The following is a 16,380-nucleotide window of genomic DNA, read 5'->3' on the forward strand; positions in this document are numbered from 1 at the left end:
ACGGGTTAATCTACTTGAGTATTAAGACTCATGGTTAAGATGCTTAAGCGCTAAAAATAAGGCGCTCACGCTTCTGGATTCGGTAAAGTCGGGATTGTCTAACAGCTGCTCCCACTGCGCTAATGGGTAAGTTTCAATTTCAATGGGCTCAGGCTCATCGCCTTCTAACTTGCTTGGACTTAAGTCTTGCGCCAAAAAAATCTGCATCTTACTGGAAAAATAACCGGGCGCGAGGGATAGCTCTTTTAGCAAGGTTAAGCGTCCTGCTTGATAACCAATTTCTTCTTGTAGCTCACGATTGGCAGCAGTAATAGCATCTTCACCAGGGTCAATTAAGCCCTTAGGGAAGCCTAGCTCATAATTATCTGTGCCAGCTGCATATTCTCGCCCCAGTAACAGCTCATCACCTAATATGGGAACGACCATTACGGCGCCGCGGCTGCCACCTGCCATGCGCTCATACACGCGCTCCACTTGATTGGAGAACTTGAGATGAATTTGCTCAATCTTAAACAAACGACTATGAGCAACGACTTGCCGATGGAGAATTTCTGGCTTTTGCCTTGAACTCATAGTGTCCTCTAATGAGCTGGGTAAATTGAGTTATCTTTTGCTAGCTAATCTTACTATGCTGCTGCTATTGCACAACTGAAAATATCTAGATCATCACAAAGGACACCTATGTTTCCATGGCAACAAATTGATACTGTGTTATTAGACATGGATGGCACCTTGCTTGACCTGCATTATGACAACTGCATTTGGCAGCAATTAGTACCGCAAGCCCTAAGCGCTAAACATCAAATATCGCTAACTGCAGCCCATGCCTTAGTTGATAACGCTTACCATCAAGTGGCTGGAACATTAGATTGGTATTGCCTAGATTATTGGAGCAATGCTTTAGGCTTAGATATTTTAGCCCTGCATCATGAAGCCGCAGCAAAAATTCAATGGCGCCAAGACAGCTTACCTTTTTTAAAAGCCTTAAAGCAGACCAATAAACGCCGAATCTTACTCACTAACGCGCATCCTGATAACTTAGCGCTCAAATTAGCCCATACAGGTTTAGGGACTGAATTAGAAGGTCAGCTTTCAAGTCATAATACTGGCTTTGCAAAAGAGTGCCCTGAGTTTTGGCGATATGCCATTAAGGCGTTTGACTTGGTGCCAGAGCGCTGCCTATTTATTGATGACAGCCCCAAAATCTTAGTGGCAGCTAAGGCGGCAGGGATTGGTTTTCAGCTCGGAATTACTAATCCGGACTCCCACAAGACGCCACAAGTGATGACAGATTTTAAGGCGATCAGTGATTATCAAGTATTACTGCTACCACTACTTAGCGCCAATGGCTAGTTACTGGGTCTGTGATAAGTGTTTGAATGGTTTGAATGGTTTGAATGAAATATTGATGTGAATATCAGGTCTCTAGGCAAAGGGTTAGCCTTGCCTAGAGTCTCTACATGATTAAATTACAGCCCAGGAATGCGGCCATTAAATTTAAGTGGGTAATAACCCATATCATCGCTGCGGCCTAAGAAGCTCAAGGCTTTTTTAAGATCGCTTGGCATGGTATCTGTTTCACGTATCTTGGCATCTAGCACTAGTTGCATCTTGTCACCAACAACGGCAGTCCCTGAGATCCCAAGGCCATTGGTGGCTTCATCCATAGCCACTTGCACTTGGCCATCGGTGCAACTCATGGCCACTTGTAGCTCACCTAGTGGATACTTGCCAAACTGGTTATTGACTTGTAAGTCGGAGGCAAAGGCCTTGCCATCAAGCGCTTCGCACCAAGGTGTGCCTTGCTTAAAGCCTGTGAGCATCACAGTAATATCGCCCTGCACTTCAGCGCGAAACGGCAAACGCGTATTACCTATTATCCATTTAAGTGGCGCTTCGATTCTGACATCTTTAAGGGCTAAGCCCGCCGCGCTATAACCCAGCCACGCCTTACCATTTACCGCTGAGGCGCGGTTACCTATGATGATATCTGCCGCCGCTTGGCCTTTTAGTAATTGCGCGGGTAATAATTGCCAGCTCAAATTATCTAGTTGGCGACCATCGATATTCGCCTGCGCTATCTTGCCAGCCCACACACTGCCGCTCACGCCTGAGAGCGAGATATTTTTGGGCAGCGTCAGCCAAGAAATAGCGACATTGGCTGGGAACAAGGTCACCATAAACACTAGATACAGCAAGACAAACACTACTAGTTTCTTAAGCACTTTCAAAGCATGTTCCTTATTGCGACAGCTGGATTCGACGCACCTGTACAACGCCAGGGGCATCGGTCTCATTGATATCTAAGCTATCAAGAGACAAGCCTTGCTCTTGTACTAGGTTATCGAGAAAACTCATTAAGGTATTAAAAGGCACATCATCCATCCACAATTGAATCGACTTACCTTGTGGCTGCATCCGGCTAATTTCAAGCTGGAAATCGCCCGCAGTTTTAGTGACTATATTGCTGATGCTACCGCGATTGCCGCCCTTAGCACCCGCTTGTCGCAAGGCGGTGATTTGATTGGCCGTGGTTTTAACATACTGCAAATTTTGCTGCTGGGTGTGCAAACGCTGCTCGGCGTCTTGCAGTGCATTATTGATTGGACTCCATATGCCCCAATAACCTATGCCTATAACTACCATAACCGCCGCCGCCGCGACCATTTGGCGCTCACGCTGCACTAGTGATTCCCACCAGTTCATTAAGCTCTGTTGCATTAAATTCTCCTCAAGGTCAGAGTGCTGGTCACTGACTGTTCCGCGCTATTCATGGCGCCGGCTTCAACCTTGAAATACTTACTGGCTAACTCGCGAAATTTCTCGATTTGCCCATAACTGCCGGCGGTGACTTGTAAGCGCAACTCACTGCGCTGACTATCAAACCGCAAACCACTCGGCTTAAGGGTTGGCACGGCCTTAAACACAGGCTCAAGCTCGCTCAACATAGCAAATAGCTGGCCACCACCGCCTTGGCCTTGCAATTTACGTAGTTCGCCACCGAGCTGATTACGCAAATTCACTATGCGGCTACTGCCTGGCACCATCTTGGTGAAAATGGTTTGGACTTGCTGCTCGACTTGCTCAGCCTGCTGATTCAGGCGATAAATCGACACGCCTTTATCCACTAAAGACAACACCAGCGCCAGCAGCACCATAGCCGCTACCGGGATCCACCGTTTTAAGGCGGCGCCATAGTGTTTTTGCGGCTTGTAAGCACCAGTGAGTAAGTTGCCAGTGGCACTTGCTATGCCTGAAACCAGCACTTGCATAGGTAATTCAAGGGGCTGCTCACGCATCTCGCAATTAGGTAACGCTAACTCAGTAAAGCAGGCCACAACTGGCGGCTCAGTTAATTTGGTAGTCAATTTAGCCCACGCCAAAGGTACCCAAGAGTTAGGTAATTCAAAGCCTAAGGCTTGATTGGTGCGCAGCAATAATTGATCGCCAAAGGCCATGGCGCTCCAATTACAGCCGTCCACCAATGGCAGGCATAAGCTATCAGCCAATAAGCTTCGTGCTGTAATGCCAGCCTCTGTCAGCCAAGTGAGCCAAAGTTGCATTTGCTGATGACTCACGGCCACTACGCCAAGTAAATCACCATCACGAGCCGATGGCACAAAATGCATATCATCCACATTACCCGCTAGGTTTTCTTCCAGCATAAAAGGTAAGGCCTTTAGCGCCTGACGCTGACCTTTAAGTGGCAAATGCACTTGGGTCAAAGTTAAGCCTGCCGATGACACTAATACGTCAACGGGACGATGAGCGGCATGCTCGCTAATAGTGGTTAACTGCGCAGGCGTTGCCAGAACACCAGAGGCGATCACTTCATTGACCGCGGCTGACCAAATCAACCAATGGCAAGGGCTCGCATTATCTATGCCTAGACGTATTATCAGGCGTTCACTCACGTTTATTCTCCACTCCTGCATTGGTGCAAGATTGTTATTTTTGTCCACCAAATTGACGGGCGATCACCGCCATCTTATTGCCGCTTTGTCGCTTAAATACTGTGTCCATTAAAAATACGGCATCATCGACCTCGGCCCCAGCCTGCAACAAGAAGTACTGGCTATCGACGACTATGCTCGACTTCATCACATCATTTTGCTGCAGATTAGACACTGAGCCTATCTCCCAAAACTCTGTTACCTTCTCAAAACCGCCATTGGGGCGCTGACCAATAATGTTTTGCGCCTCGCCCACAGAAATTTGATTATCTAACATGGCAGCAAGCAATGGCGCTTGTTCTGCTTGCAAGGTATTAACGTTCAGTAACTGCCGATCATCGCCTGGAATGGCGCACACATAAGGCTGCAACTTCTGATAAATATCTTGGGTAAAGCCAATGACAGCTCGTAATTCACTGCGATGCTGCAATAGATTATTAGCAGCGCGATAAGGCACAGTTCGCGCTTCATATTCAGCATCTTCCGCGCCCGATGGGCTTACCATATCATCGGCATCCACATAATCTTTAAGGTTATGACTTAAACGCTCGGCGCTAAATTCATCCATGCCTAACGCCACTAACAAGGCTTGAAACTGGCGAGTGGGTAAGGGCATTTTAGGCGCGCCGTTTTCAACTTCTTTAGTCTGCTGCGACAAGGCATTAAGGTTAAAACAAGAGCGCATGTCGGTGATCTTGCCTGAGATCTGCCCGTGCTCCGCCGGAAACACTACATCGGCTAATGCCCAGTATTGCTGTAAATGCACTGTGCCATCGCTGTCATCAAGATCTTGTTTTAGTACCTTTTTTACTAACTGTTCGGCGCTCATGGCATACCAATAGGCTTGATCATACTGCGCCAGATTTAAGGTGCGCCGCACTTCTAATTGATTGCGCGAGCTAATGTCTGTGGCTAACGAGGCCAATATTACGACTATCAGCAACACCACTAATAAGGCGACACCAGACTGGCGTTTGGCGCCAATGCCCTTGGTTGATAAGGGCTTAGTGACTGTGCGCTTAATGTCTCTGCGCTTAATGCCTTCGCGCCTCATGTATTAGTGTCTCCCTCAGCATCACCGCCTGAGGCATTGCCGTTATAATCGGTATCATTACTCCCCGAGCCATTTTGATCGGTATCGTCCTGGTTGCCATCATTGGGGTTGGCATCATTACCGTCATTATTCGGGGCATCATTTTTAACTAATGAGTTTTCCGGCAGTAAAAACTTACGCTGAATAGTGCCATAGCCTTCTTGCTCAACTGAGATGGCAATGGCCAGTGGCATTTGATTGCCATCTATCTTAGTTTGCCAAGCATCATTGATATAAAAGGCATAATTTACGGCTAAGACCTTATCCATCAACACGGTTTTTACCGGCTCAGTACCGATTTCTGGATCTGGGTACGGAAAATGCCAGCGCTCTAATCGCCCTTCCACTAACACATAGGCAATGGCCTGAATGCTGCCCCTTGGCAATAAGCCATTAGGATTTAACCAGCCTAAGCGGTAAAACACTAAGGCTTCATCATCAGAATCTAACAAGCCTTTACCGGCTTGCAGCACAGTATTACTGCGACTACCATCGGCGCCCCTTGGATGGCGCGGCACCATTTGTTGCAAGTCACGGGCAATGGCACCAAAGCCTATTTGTAAGCCTTGCAAATGCTTAGCAAAGTCTTTGGTGACTTCATTATTCTTCATCACAGCTTGCAGCACTGTATTGGACGCTAAACCCAACAAGGCAAAAATCGCGATGGCAATTAGCATTTCCAGCAAAGTAAAGCCGGCTAGATTGCGTTTATAAGTCTGGGTTAGCCACATAACTACTCACTTGGGCATGAACCCTATCAAAACGGCGGTCATCACTCACACTGATACGGATCATGCGAAAGTTATCATCGGTAGTTTTGACTATTTCGCGGCGCCAAAACCACTCTTTGCCGGCTAACTCTTCTGTGCCTTCTTTCTTGCCGATAGGCAAAAAGTTGGGTTCTAATCTCGCATCGACCATTTGATTGTCAGCCACCCACTGGGCTTGGGTACGCTCTTCTAAAATCGGCATGTTGGCCATCAAGTCGCCCAAGCTTTTGGTAATAGCGAGCGCCGCCACCGCAAAAATACCAAGCGCGACCATGACTTCCAATAAGGTCATCCCCTTATTAAATTTCACTCAAGGACTCCCTACTCACTCGGCCTAAAGTGTCGGCAAACACTTTGGCTTGGATAAGCTCTTTGCTATCACCACGAGTGGAGAAAATCACTTCAAAGGCCGTCACTTCACCGCTAGGAAATAATAATATTTGTGGCTCGGGCTGTTTTTTATCTTGCTCAAAGCCAGCGTCAGCCTCTTTAAATGGCTCTTCAAACCAAGAATTATCTTGTTCATCGTCTTGGATAAGCGGCATACCTTCAACAATCACATCAAGCTGCACTTCTGGCTCTAATTCACGCTTACTCAAAAGCCGGTCTTTCTCGAGAACTTGCCACTTATCCTCATGAAAGACCACAAATTCATAGCTGTCAGGCGCGACCACCACCCCCAAAAACTGGCCATTGAGTATGGCTTCATCCAGCACCACGCGCACGGCCGTCATAAACTGGTTGGCATGCTTATCTAGTTGTTGTTGTGGGCCGTTACTGCCAAGCGACAAAGTTACAGCGCTGGCGGCAATCCCCATTAACAGGACCACCAGCAGCACTTCTAGCAAGGTAAAGCCTAGGTGGCGAGAATTAGCCATTACTGAAATTTCTGTAGATTCCAGTTGCCTATGTCATCTTCAGTACCCGCCTGGCCATCAGGGCCCACACTGAACACATCAATCTTGCCATTTTCGCCAGGGCTTAATAACAAGTAGTCGTTGCGCCATGGGTCTTGTGGCAAACGCTTAAGGTAACCTTCGTTACGATAATTGCGCGGCTCAGGTGAACCACTTGGCTTTTGCACTAAGGCATCTAAGCCTTGCTCTGTGGTTGGATAAATACTGTTATCTAACTTGTACATGTCGAGCGAGTTTTCCAGCGCAACTATGTCGGACACAGCTTTCTGTTGGTCGGCTTTCTCTTTGTTACCCATAAGGTTTGGAACCACCATGGATGCCAAAATACCTAAGATCACAATAACGACCATGACTTCCAGTAAGGTGAAGCCCTGTTGTCTTGTATTTCTTTGCATTGATTACTTCTCCAATAAAGGCCTGAGGCCAAATAACATCACTATCCACTAATCATATTGTTAAGGGCTAATATCGGCTGCAAAATCGCGAGCACAATAAATAGCACTACCGCCGCCATAGACACTACCAACATAGGTTCAAACACCCCTAAGGCAATGTTGACGTTGGCTTCAAACTCATTGTCTTGGTTATCTGCCGCGCGCTCTAGCATCTGCTCTAACTGACCACTCTTTTCACCGGACGCTATCATGTACAGCATCATAGGTGGGAACAGCTTAGTATTGCCAAGCGCTGCGCCTAAGCTAGTTCCTTCTCGCACCCGCGCCGTGGCATCTTCCACCGCTTCGCGCACTCGCACGTTTTGCAGTACGTCGCAGGCAATGCGCATGCCCTCAAGTAAAGGCACAGAACTTGCCGATAAAATACTTAACGTACGGGCAAAACGGGCGGTATTCACCCCTTTACTGACCTTGCCCACCACGGGCATTTTCAGCAACAAGGTATGATACTTCATTTTAAACAAGGGCTTTTGCAACAGCTTTTGCATCAATAAACTGCCACTAAGGATTAAGCCCACCATAGCTAGGCCATAGCTTTGCATAAAGTCAGACGCTGCAATCAGGATGCGCGTCGCAGTCGGTAACTCTTGCCCCATGTGCTGAAACTGACCGACCACTTCTGGCACTACTGCTACCAACAAAATCGATATCACACCTATGGCCACTAAGGTCAGCATGATGGGATAGATCATGGCTTGGGTCAGCTTAGATTTAAGCTGTTGGCGCCGCTCGGTATAATCTGCCAAACGATTAAGCACAACCTCTAAGTGACCCGACTTTTCACCTGAGGCCACCATGGCGCGGTACAAATCATCAAACACATGAGGATACTCAGCCATGGAATCAGCTAGCGAGTAACCTTCCACCACGCGCGAACGCACTGCCATGATTAAGCTAGCTAAGCGCGCTTTTTCACACTGCTGACCGACGGCTTTAAGGGTTTCTTCAATGGGAATACCCGCGGCCACTAAGGTCGCAATTTGGCGAGTGATCAATGCCAGTTCAGCCACAGAAACCTTAGGCTTAAACCAGCTAAAGCTTTGACGAGTGTGGGTTTCTTTGGCCGCAATCGGTTGAATGTCTAACGGCATCAACTGTTGATCGCGCAGCTGACTGCGGGCATGACGAGCACTGTCGGCCTCTATCACCCCTTTTTTCTGGGCGCCTTGTTTGGTGAGCGCCTTATATTCAAATGCCGGCACCTATTATTCCTCGCGCGTAACGCGCAGCACTTCTTCTAAGGTAGTGACCCCAGCAAGCACCTTGCTCATGCCATCATGGCGAATACTCGGCGTTTGTTTACGCAAATGCTTTTCAATGGCAAGCTCGCCGCGACCACTGTGGATGAGCTCACGAATATGATCGTCAACCACTAATAACTCATGGATACCAGTACGGCCACGATAACCATTGTGCCCACAAGCAGCGCAGCCATTGGCGCGATAAATCACGACATCGCTGGCATCCTCTTCAATGCCAAGCAACTGACGCTCACGCACATCGGCGGTGTGGGGCAACTTACATTCATGACATAAGGTACGAATTAAGCGCTGCGCCAGCACCCCGAGTAAGCTCGATGACACTAAGAAAGGCTCAACGCCCATATCTTGCAAACGAGTAATGGCGCCAGAGGCGGTATTGGTATGCAAGGTAGAAATCACTAAGTGACCAGTTAACGAGGCTTGCACCGCAATTTGCGCGGTTTCTAAGTCACGGATTTCACCTATCATCACCACATCAGGATCTTGACGCAAAATCGCGCGCAGACCGCGGGCGAAGGTCATATCAACCTTAGTATTGACCTGTGTCTGACCTATGCCGTGCAGCTCATATTCTATCGGGTCCTCAACCGTTAAGATGTTAGTATCTTTAGAGTTAATCTCAGTTAAGCCCGCATAAAGTGTGGTACTTTTACCTGAGCCGGTGGGACCGGTCACCAATAAGATGCCATGGGGTTTACGAATAAGCACATCAAAGCGCACCCGCACACCTTCGGTCATACCTAACTGTTTTAAATCAAGATTGCCGGCGTTTTTGTCAAGCAAACGCAGCACTACCCGCTCGCCATGACTTGATGGCATAGTCGATACCCGCACATCCACCGCGCGGCCACCAATACGCAATGAAATGCGGCCATCTTGCGGCACCCGTTTTTCGGCGATATCAAGCCTTGCCATAACCTTAATACGCGACACCAACAAGGATGACAGCTTGCGATTAGGCTTAAGCACTTCTTTTAAAATGCCATCGACACGGAAGCGAACAATGAGCTGTTTTTCATAGGTTTCAATGTGAATATCTGAGGCTTCTTCTTTAATGGCTTCCGATAACAAGGCATTGATTAAACGAATGATAGGCGCGTCGTCATCACCTTCCAGTAAGTCTTCGGTTTGCGGCATCTCTTCGGCTAAGGTGAACAAGTCCATCTCATTGCCTATGTCTTCCATTAATTGCTGCGCTTCAGAAGAGTTAGCTTGATAAGCGGCGGTTAACCTAGCTTCAAAGGCATCATCGTGTAGAGCAACCAAGGGCAAGGTACACCCAGAGTAGCGGCGCACTTCTAGCAAGACTGCCAGCGGCGTATCGTTACGATGAAACAAGGTAAGCTTATCGTCTTGCTTATCTAAGGTCACCCCAAAGCGATGGGCGAAAGCAAACGGCAAACGGTCGCGACTGTTGCTAACATAGGCCGCATCAATATCGGCCTCTGACAGCAAGTCTTGGTTAACATCGGCAAGCTCAGTCGCAAGCCCAGAGTTTGGCTGAATATCACTCATCGACTTTATCTTTTTGTTTGTTTTCGTCTAACACTTTTAAGGTGCCATCAGTCTGACGCATAGGCGTTGCTAAGCCTTTACCCTCTTTGTAACGCTCTAAAATCGCATTCACTTCATCAGATAAATATTCGGCTTGATCCCACTCTTCAAGGATAGGCACATTAGTGTTTGGCATTAAGTTAACGCCGCGCTCTTGCTGCTCTAACTGCAAGGCTCTGAAATAGTTGTACTTACGGCCGGCAATGCCTTCCATAGTAATGCCATCACGAATAATGGTGGGCTTAATAAACACCATCAGGTTTTTCTTTTTGCGACCCGATGACGATGATTTAAATAAGTGACCAATAATCGGAATGTCACCCAAGAAAGGAACTTTTTGCACGCTTTCTTGCACTTCTTCGTTAATCAAACCACCTAGCACTACGATTTGGCCAGAGTCAGCCATCACAGTAGTAGTTAAACGGCGGGTTGCGAAAGTCACGTCGACACCGGTTTTCCCGTTAATGCCAGAGACTTCTTGCTCAATGGTGAGCTTAACCGAGGTGCCTTCGTTAATTTGCGGCACTACCTTAAGCTTAACCCCGACCTCTTTACGTTCCACGGTTTGGAAAGGGTTAGAGTTACCGTTTGATGAGTTTTGCGAGCCAGTTAATACCGGTACTTCATCACCGACAATAAATGACGCTTCTTGGTTATCTAAGGTAGTGATAGAAGGTGTGGCCAGTACGTTGGAATTAGTATCACTCGACACCGCTTGAATCAGCGCGCCAAAGTCACCCATGGTGACGCCCCACGCCATGCCGTTCACTTTACCTAGCGCCTGCGCCAGTAAGGTAATGTCACCGCGCTTAGGTGGATTTTCAGTACATATTGTACCATCACACACTTTCGAGCCTTCTTCACCTTGGGCCTTCCAAATTCCAGCACCTATCTCACCGATAGTAGGGCCTAAGTTATTAAACTGCGTACCGCCGCCTGCGGTCGTGGCCCACTGAATACCAAAGCCAACATCATCGCCTTCGGCAACTTCCACAATAATGGCTTCAACTAAAACTTGCGCGCGGCGAATATCGAGCTGATTAATCACACTTTCAAGCGTGCGCATTTGCTCAGGATCTGCGCTTATCACTAACGCATTGGTATCGGTATGCGCCATGATATTGATTTCGTTGCGGGCGCGGTTATTACCGCCGTTACCTGGAGCGCCGCCCTCTTGGTTTTGCTGCAGTTTTTCAGCAAACCCCGTTAATACTGTCACTAAATCTTCGGCGTTGGCATAACGCAAATAACGCACCTTGGTATTACCACTGCTAGCTTGCTCGGCATCCAGATTTTCAATCAGACTCACTACGCGCTCGCGGCTTTTTAAATCGCCACTCACAATCACAGCGTTCATGCGCTCATCCGCCACCACTTTAGGCGCTTGCCCTGGTAACTGCGCTTGATTGCCACTGGTGCGATATAAACTGTCGATAATACGCACAATTTCACCGGCAGAGGCATGCTTAAGCTTAACCACTTGAGTTTCAGTATCGCCTTGTTTATCAACGCGTTGAACTATCTCAACTAACTTATTCACCACAGCCGCGCGGCCTGTCAGCATCAACACATTCGATGGGTCGTAGTTAACTACGTTGCCGCCACCGGCGTTATCGTTAAGCTGACGCAATAATGGCGCTAACTGCTTAGCCTCAGTGTTATACAAGGGCACTATGCGCGTCACGAGTTCATCACCCACACCCGGCGCCGCATCATCGGCCACGCGAATGGCAGACACTTTAGCGTCCTTGTCCTTCACGACTTTCAAGACATTGTTTTCCATCTCAACAATGGCGTAGCCATAAACCTGCAACACGTTCAGGAAAAACTGGAAATACTGCTCATCGTTGAGCATGTCATAACTGCGGACATCAATCTTGCCACGCACAGTCGGGTCAACAATGATGGTTTTATCGAGGTTCTTACCCACGATATTGATAAACTCTTTAATGTCTGTGCCTTTGAAATTGGCAGCATATTGTTCAGACCAAGCTGGCGACGATAACATCGCCGCGCCAGCGAGCATGGTCGCTACTAGCTTGCGTCGAAACTGGAAGTTTTTCATTGTTCTGTTTTCCCCTAAAACGTGTGTCATTGCGGCAGGCTAAAGGATATTTCGATCAGTTGCCCTTGGCGTTCAACCATCACAGACACATTGGTCAACTCAGGTAGCTGGGCCATCAATTCGATTGATTGGGTCATGTCAGTTAAGTCAAACCCATTGATTGTTTTTGCTAAATCATTGCCTTGAAAACCGGCGCTAGTAAATAGTTGTGGATCTTTGCCAGGGTTCAGGCGGTATCCCATTAATTCATCATTTTTTCGCACTGGAGAAATGGCAATGTAGTCGGTGATTTTGCCGGGATTGGCGAGCACGTCATCACGGGTCGCTTTTAGCTCAGAAGCCAATTGGGCATCATTGCTTTTATCTTGTTTAATCGGAGTTTGCCGTTTAGTGGCAACAGGTAAACTAGCATTGCTGGCTGGGGTATAGCTTAAGCCATCAAGCATTAAGGTTTCGTAGCGACCACCATTGGTAATGATGATCCTATCGGCATAGACCTCTTTAAGTGAGGCCGAAGTACCATCTATCTTGTCGCCTATGCTGTAGGTATCTTGATTACCACGAGATTCAATGACAGCTAAACCATTTTGCAACTCGGTTGATGCCACTACGCCAGTTAACTGAATCGATAAATTGGTTTTAGGCGCATCTATCACCTTGGCGGTTTCTACGACTTTGGGCTTTTCTGCCTTAGCATTGAGTTGACCAAATAAATTTAACTGCTCCAAGGCACTGATATCATGCTGAGATTGGGCGCTAGCCGCGCTGACTGGCTGAGGTTGCCATGGGATGACTTGCTCTTGGGTTGGCATGAGCTTCCAACTGAGCTGGGCACTAATATAAGCAATAACTGCCAGCAGTAACCACAGCAAAGCCTGATTTAACTTACTGATAGGTAAGGCAGTTAATTTTCCCAATAAACGTTCGAGTAGTGTCATTATCACCGGACCCTAGCTAGGCCTCTATTGTCAATTACATTGATGCATGGCATGCCATGCTACCTAAGCCCTATCCGCGCAACAAGTAGTTAACATGGAGGCTGTTGGCGCGTTGGGGTAAATATGATAACTTTCGCGCCAGCGACGTTTGCGATGGCAGTATACTGGCAAACCCGTCGTAAGTCCTTGAACTAATGTACATGCTATTTCAAATGATGAAATTCCCGCCGTAATCTGCCAGAATACCCGCACCAAGAGGCCTTGTTTGGAGGCACGAATGTCGGAGCAAGATTCCTCTGTTAGACTCGATAAATGGCTGTGGGCCGCCCGTTTTTATAAAACTCGAGCGCTCGCCAAAGAGATGATTAACAGTGGTAAAATACATTACAACGGCCAGCGCCCCAAATCCAGTAAGAATGCTGAGATTGGCGCCTTGATCAGATTACGGCAAGGCTTTGATATCAAAGAAGTCGTAATAGTTCAATTATCAGGGATCCGCAAAAGCGCCGCCCTTGCCAGTGAGCTTTATCAAGAAACGGCTGAAAGCCAGGTAAAGGCTAAAGCCAACGCAGAAGCAAGACGCTTAAATATCTTGCATAATCCTGCGCCAGATACCAAACCAGACAAGAAACAACGCCGCCAATTGCAGCGTTTTAGAGATGTATAGAAGCGAGATCCAATGACTCAAGATACCTTATACCGCTATTTGTTTGACAATGCGGATGTACGCGGCGAGCTGGTACAGTTGCAAGATACTTATCAAAACATCTTGTCGACTCACGAGTACCCACAAGTACTGCAACAACTGATTGGTGAATTAGTGGCGGCCACATCACTATTAACGGCCACCCTTAAGTTTGAAGGTGACATAGGCATACAGTTACAAGGCAATGGCCCGGTTTCTATGGCTGTAGTTAATGCCAATCACCAGCAAGAATTACGTGGCGTAGCGCGCTGGGATGGCGAGCTTGCAGATGATGCCAGCTTAGAGCAATTATTTGGTCAAGGTTACATGGTTATCACCTTAACCCCGACTCACGGTGAGCGCTATCAAGGCGTAGTGGCCTTAGATAAGCCGAACTTAGCTGCGTGTTTAGAAGAGTACTTTGCGCAATCTGAGCAGCTGCCAACCGCGATTTGGTTATTTACCAGCGCGAGCCACGCCGCCGGCATTATGCTGCAAGTATTACCATCAGAGACTGATGAAAATACTATGTTTGAGCATTTATGCCAGCTCACTGCCACTATTAAGGCCGATGAAATTCTGCATTTAGATGCCGAAGAAGTACTGCACCGCTTATATCATCAAGAACAAGTACGCTTGTTTGATCCTGTGGCTGTCAGCTTTAAATGCACTTGTTCACGCGAGCGCAGCGCCAATGCCATTCGCACCATAGAACAAAGTGAAATTAACGAGATAGTTAATGACATAGGTTATGTGGAGCTGGGCTGCGAGTACTGCAACAGCCAGTACCGATTTGATGCCATTGATGTTGCGGGTATTTACTCCAACCACAGTGCGCCCAACGTGCAATAACAGCGAGACCCCCATCCTAAAACACGCCTCGATTGGCGTGTTTTTTTATGTCTAAAATTGGTAAGACCCTTTGACATCGCGGTTTTATTTGGATTTATTTCAAACAGCCCCTCCCACTTCACACCCACAGCGAGTTACACTGAACAAACAAAATAGTTACAAAACTGAAATTAATTCGGCGCAGACCGAACCACTCTTAGCCAATAACGGAGACCTTATCATGGCGGCATGTGTACCCCGCGTGTATACCAATCTTGGAATAGCCGAGCTTGTCGAACTTTCTCTTGCCAAGGGAGAAGGCCAACTCACAGCCAATGGCGCATTAGTCGCGACTACAGGTGTAAGAACCGGTCGCTCCCCCAATGATCGCTTTATCGTCAAGGATGCCGATAGCCAAGCCAACATAGATTGGGGCAAAGTAAACCGCCCATTCGATGCCAGTGCTTTCCATACGCTATGGCAAGAAGTTGAAACCTATCTCAGTGATAAAGATACCTTTGTGTCTGAGTTTGAAGTCGGCGCCGATGCTGAGCACTATCTGCCAGTGCGAGTCACCACAGAATATGCTTGGCATCTGTTATTTGCGCGCAACCTGTTTATTGTTCCCGAGCATTTTAATCAAGCCAATAAGCCGCAATGGCAAATCCTTAATGCGCCTGGTTTTGTCTGCGACCCTAGCCGTCATGGCACCAATTCTGAAGCCTGTGTGATTTTAAACTTTGCTGAGCGCAAGGTGTTATTAGCGGGTTTGCAATATGCCGGTGAAATGAAAAAATCCATGTTCTCAGTGCAAAACTACTTACTGCCCGCCAAAGGCGTACTGCCAATGCACTGCTCTGCTAACGTAGGTGAAGCTGGCGATACCACCTTATTCTTTGGATTATCAGGTACTGGCAAAACCACGCTGTCCGCCGATCCTAGCCGCTTCTTAATCGGTGATGATGAACACGGCTGGGCTCAAGGCGGCGTGTTTAACATTGAGGGCGGTTGCTACGCTAAGTGTGTCGATTTAAGCCAGAAGAACGAGCCGGTGATTTGGGATGCGATTCGCTTTGGCTGCGTACTGGAAAACGTAGTGTTAGACGCAAAGCGCGTACCTGATTTTACTGACATTAGCCTCACTGAAAATACCCGCGCCGCTTATCCGCTGGAACATATTGCTAGACGCCAATTAGAAAATCGCGGCGCCGAACCTAAGTCAGTAGTGTTTTTAACCTGCGATGTATCAGGGGTATTGCCGCCCGTATCCTTGTTATCTAAAGAGCAAGCGGCTTATCACTTCTTATCTGGCTATACCGCCAAAGTGGGTTCTACTGAAATGGGATCATCGGCGGCAATTGAATCAACCTTCTCTACTTGTTTTGGCGCGCCTTTCTTCCCACGCCCTGCCGGCGTGTATGCTGAATTACTGATGAAGCGCATTGAGTCGTTTGGCAGCCAAGTGTACTTAGTCAATACTGGCTGGACTGGGGGCCCATATGGCATAGGTAAGCGTTTTGATATCCCAACCACCCGCGCTGTGATTGATGCCATAGTGCAAGGTAAGTTAGTGGGCGCGGCGACTGAGCATTTAGCCACTCTTAATCTTAATATTCCGCTGGCCGTGCCTGGGGTCGATAGCAAGTTACTTAACCCTATCAATACTTGGCAAGATAAGGCGGCCTATCAACAATACGCCACTAAGTTAGCGCAAGATTTCAATGCTAACTTTGAAAAATACCAAGTGCCTGATTCTATTCGCAGCGCAGGCCCCAAGGGCAGTTAATCTCAGCCAGTGACAGCTGCCAAGGGTTAAGCTTTATGCTCAGCAGCTAACACCATCCAAGGAGGGCTAAT

At 47.7% G+C, this 16,380-nt stretch carries 17 protein-coding genes; 4 read left to right on the plus strand and 13 right to left on the minus strand.

What is annotated here, in order from left to right:
* Positions 1 to 21: 21 nt before the first annotated feature.
* Positions 22 to 573: an ADP compounds hydrolase NudE gene (gene nudE, locus AC1HDP_RS12275; RefSeq protein ID WP_479638988.1), complete on the minus strand. Its 552-nt coding sequence runs from the start codon at positions 571 to 573 to the stop codon at positions 22 to 24.
* A 108-nt stretch (positions 574 to 681) separates the two neighbouring features.
* Here nudE and yrfG point away from each other — a divergent pair, with 108 nt between their 5' ends.
* Positions 682 to 1,353, plus strand: a complete 672-nt coding sequence (gene yrfG, locus AC1HDP_RS12280) for a GMP/IMP nucleotidase (protein WP_479638989.1) — start codon at positions 682 to 684, stop codon at positions 1,351 to 1,353.
* Between the two features lie 116 nt (positions 1,354 to 1,469).
* Here yrfG and AC1HDP_RS12285 read toward each other — a convergent pair whose 3' ends face one another.
* The 12 genes from AC1HDP_RS12285 to gspC are packed head-to-tail and all read right to left on the minus strand — an operon-like array spanning position 1,470 to position 13,007.
* Positions 1,470 to 2,225, minus strand: coding sequence for a type II secretion system protein N (locus AC1HDP_RS12285; RefSeq protein WP_479639883.1), 756 nt, complete (start codon positions 2,223 to 2,225; stop codon positions 1,470 to 1,472).
* Positions 2,226 to 2,241: 16 nt separating this feature from the next.
* Positions 2,242 to 2,721, minus strand: a complete 480-nt coding sequence (locus AC1HDP_RS12290) for a type II secretion system protein M (RefSeq protein WP_479638990.1) — start codon at positions 2,719 to 2,721, stop codon at positions 2,242 to 2,244.
* Positions 2,721 to 3,914, minus strand: a complete 1,194-nt coding sequence (gene gspL / locus AC1HDP_RS12295) for a type II secretion system protein GspL (RefSeq protein ID WP_479638991.1) — start codon at positions 3,912 to 3,914, stop codon at positions 2,721 to 2,723. The genes AC1HDP_RS12290 and gspL overlap by 1 nt, the downstream gene beginning before the upstream one ends.
* Positions 3,915 to 3,948: 34 nt before the next feature.
* Positions 3,949 to 5,007, minus strand: a complete 1,059-nt coding sequence (gene gspK, locus AC1HDP_RS12300; RefSeq protein ID WP_479638992.1) for a type II secretion system minor pseudopilin GspK — start codon at positions 5,005 to 5,007, stop codon at positions 3,949 to 3,951.
* Positions 5,004 to 5,777: a type II secretion system minor pseudopilin GspJ gene (gene gspJ / locus AC1HDP_RS12305; RefSeq protein WP_479638993.1), complete on the minus strand. Its 774-nt coding sequence runs from the start codon at positions 5,775 to 5,777 to the stop codon at positions 5,004 to 5,006. The genes gspK and gspJ overlap by 4 nt, the downstream gene beginning before the upstream one ends.
* Complete coding sequence (gene gspI, locus AC1HDP_RS12310; protein ID WP_168195114.1) at positions 5,755 to 6,126, minus strand: type II secretion system minor pseudopilin GspI; 372 nt, start codon at positions 6,124 to 6,126, stop codon at positions 5,755 to 5,757. Before gspI ends, gspJ begins: the two co-directional genes overlap by 23 nt.
* Positions 6,116 to 6,694 carry a type II secretion system minor pseudopilin GspH gene (gspH, locus tag AC1HDP_RS12315; RefSeq protein WP_479638994.1) on the minus strand — a complete coding sequence of 193 codons (579 nt, stop codon included), beginning with the start codon at positions 6,692 to 6,694 and terminating at the stop codon, positions 6,116 to 6,118. Before gspH ends, gspI begins: the two co-directional genes overlap by 11 nt.
* Complete coding sequence (gene gspG, locus AC1HDP_RS12320; protein WP_140930064.1) at positions 6,694 to 7,128, minus strand: type II secretion system major pseudopilin GspG; 435 nt, start codon at positions 7,126 to 7,128, stop codon at positions 6,694 to 6,696. The genes gspH and gspG overlap by 1 nt, the downstream gene beginning before the upstream one ends.
* Positions 7,129 to 7,169: 41 nt before the next feature.
* Positions 7,170 to 8,390, minus strand: coding sequence for a type II secretion system inner membrane protein GspF (gene gspF, locus AC1HDP_RS12325; protein ID WP_479638995.1), 1,221 nt, complete (start codon positions 8,388 to 8,390; stop codon positions 7,170 to 7,172).
* Positions 8,391 to 8,393: 3 nt separating this feature from the next.
* Positions 8,394 to 9,965, minus strand: coding sequence for a type II secretion system ATPase GspE (gspE, locus tag AC1HDP_RS12330; protein WP_479638996.1), 1,572 nt, complete (start codon positions 9,963 to 9,965; stop codon positions 8,394 to 8,396).
* Entirely contained in the window at positions 9,958 to 12,069 is a 2,112-nt protein-coding gene (gene gspD / locus AC1HDP_RS12335) for a type II secretion system secretin GspD (RefSeq protein WP_479638997.1), read from the minus strand. Before gspD ends, gspE begins: the two co-directional genes overlap by 8 nt.
* Positions 12,070 to 12,095: 26 nt before the next feature.
* A complete protein-coding gene (gene gspC / locus AC1HDP_RS12340) occupies positions 12,096 to 13,007 on the minus strand; it encodes a type II secretion system protein GspC (RefSeq protein WP_479638998.1) in 912 nt (303 codons plus the stop codon).
* Positions 13,008 to 13,284: 277 nt separating this feature from the next.
* Here gspC and hslR point away from each other — a divergent pair, with 277 nt between their 5' ends.
* The 3 genes from hslR (at position 13,285) to AC1HDP_RS12355 (ending at position 16,309) form a co-directional block, all read left to right on the plus strand.
* The gene (hslR, locus tag AC1HDP_RS12345; RefSeq protein WP_479638999.1) at positions 13,285 to 13,674 is read left to right on the plus strand and encodes a ribosome-associated heat shock protein Hsp15; all 390 of its coding nucleotides are present in this window, start codon (positions 13,285 to 13,287) and stop codon (positions 13,672 to 13,674) included.
* A gap of 12 nt (positions 13,675 to 13,686) precedes the next feature.
* Positions 13,687 to 14,544 (plus strand): Hsp33 family molecular chaperone HslO, encoded by an 858-nt coding sequence (gene hslO, locus AC1HDP_RS12350; protein ID WP_140930070.1) that lies wholly within the window; start codon positions 13,687 to 13,689, stop codon positions 14,542 to 14,544.
* Between the two features lie 220 nt (positions 14,545 to 14,764).
* Positions 14,765 to 16,309, plus strand: a complete 1,545-nt coding sequence (locus tag AC1HDP_RS12355; protein WP_479639000.1) for a phosphoenolpyruvate carboxykinase — start codon at positions 14,765 to 14,767, stop codon at positions 16,307 to 16,309.
* Positions 16,310 to 16,380: the final 71 nt, after the last annotated feature.

This window comes from Shewanella sp. ISS20 (genome assembly GCF_056522965.1).

What these genes read in the sequence shown, in the direction of transcription:
- gspK (WP_479638992.1), bottom strand. Translation starts at nt 5,007, where the DNA reads ATGAGGCGCGAAGGCATTAAGCGCAGAGACATTAAGCGCACAGTCACT.
- gspJ (WP_479638993.1), bottom strand. Translation starts at nt 5,777, where the DNA reads ATGTGGCTAACCCAGACTTATAAACGCAATCTAGCCGGCTTTACTTTG.
- yrfG (WP_479638989.1), top strand. Translation starts at nt 682, where the DNA reads ATGTTTCCATGGCAACAAATTGATACTGTGTTATTAGACATGGATGGC.
- gspC (WP_479638998.1), bottom strand. Translation starts at nt 13,007, where the DNA reads ATGACACTACTCGAACGTTTATTGGGAAAATTAACTGCCTTACCTATC.
- gspD (WP_479638997.1), bottom strand. Translation starts at nt 12,069, where the DNA reads ATGAAAAACTTCCAGTTTCGACGCAAGCTAGTAGCGACCATGCTCGCT.
- nudE (WP_479638988.1), bottom strand. Translation starts at nt 573, where the DNA reads ATGAGTTCAAGGCAAAAGCCAGAAATTCTCCATCGGCAAGTCGTTGCT.
- AC1HDP_RS12355 (WP_479639000.1), top strand. Translation starts at nt 14,765, where the DNA reads ATGGCGGCATGTGTACCCCGCGTGTATACCAATCTTGGAATAGCCGAG.
- gspH (WP_479638994.1), bottom strand. Translation starts at nt 6,694, where the DNA reads ATGGCTAATTCTCGCCACCTAGGCTTTACCTTGCTAGAAGTGCTGCTG.
- gspG (WP_140930064.1), bottom strand. Translation starts at nt 7,128, where the DNA reads ATGCAAAGAAATACAAGACAACAGGGCTTCACCTTACTGGAAGTCATG.
- AC1HDP_RS12290 (WP_479638990.1), bottom strand. Translation starts at nt 2,721, where the DNA reads ATGCAACAGAGCTTAATGAACTGGTGGGAATCACTAGTGCAGCGTGAG.
- gspE (WP_479638996.1), bottom strand. Translation starts at nt 9,965, where the DNA reads ATGAGTGATATTCAGCCAAACTCTGGGCTTGCGACTGAGCTTGCCGAT.
- hslR (WP_479638999.1), top strand. Translation starts at nt 13,285, where the DNA reads ATGTCGGAGCAAGATTCCTCTGTTAGACTCGATAAATGGCTGTGGGCC.
- hslO (WP_140930070.1), top strand. Translation starts at nt 13,687, where the DNA reads ATGACTCAAGATACCTTATACCGCTATTTGTTTGACAATGCGGATGTA.